Source organism: Nonomuraea sp. B5E05, from assembly GCF_039880665.1.
Taxonomy (GTDB): domain Bacteria; phylum Actinomycetota; class Actinomycetes; order Streptosporangiales; family Streptosporangiaceae; genus Nonomuraea.
This window is the reverse complement of the sequence record NZ_JBDPMJ010000111.1, coordinates 1-573: the sequence shown is the minus strand read 5'-3', so window position 1 is coordinate 573 and position 573 is coordinate 1. Positions and strand designations below refer to the sequence as shown.

Genomic DNA, 573 nt, shown 5'->3' with positions numbered 1-573 from the left:
CGGTGAAGATCGCCCGGCCTCCCCCGAAGATGCGCCGGCGCGCGGGCGGGCCGTCCATTCCTTCCAGCAGCCGCCGCCGCGCTCCGGCGAGGTCGTCTGGAGTGCCCGGGGGAGTCACCCACATGGTCTTGAGCTCGTCCATCATTCTGCTCCTCGTTCTAGTGTCTGACGAACCCGGGTGCGGGCCCGGTTGAGTCGCGAGCGCACGGTTCCCACAGGGATGGCAAGTGCGTCCGCGACCTCCTGGTAGCTCAGTTCGGCCCAGGCGACGAGCAGCAGCACATCGCGATCGGCTCGGTTGAGTTTCAGTAACGCCCGTGCCAGCGGCCGGTTGGCGGCAAGGGTGCCGACCCCGTCCTCAACCGGTGCGCCGGACACCTCCGCCGGATGCACCCCACTGCGGATGTAGGCGCGGTAGAGGCTCATCTCGGTGCGCCGATGCTTGCCGATCAGGTTGGAGGCGATGCCGTACAGCCATGGGCGGGCGTTGGCGCGGGCCTTGTCGTAATCGCCCCGGCGCTGGAAGGCGGTCAGAAAGGTGTCGGCCACGACGTCCTCGGCCTGGCTGGGGCC

At 69.1% G+C, this 573-nt stretch carries 1 protein-coding gene; it reads right to left on the bottom strand.

Annotated elements, in window-relative coordinates; translation table 11 throughout:
- Positions 1-141: 141 nt before the first annotated feature.
- Positions 142-573, bottom strand: a 432-nt coding sequence (locus tag ABGB01_RS46045; protein WP_347780662.1) for an RNA polymerase sigma factor, incomplete at its 5' end; no start/stop codon positions are given.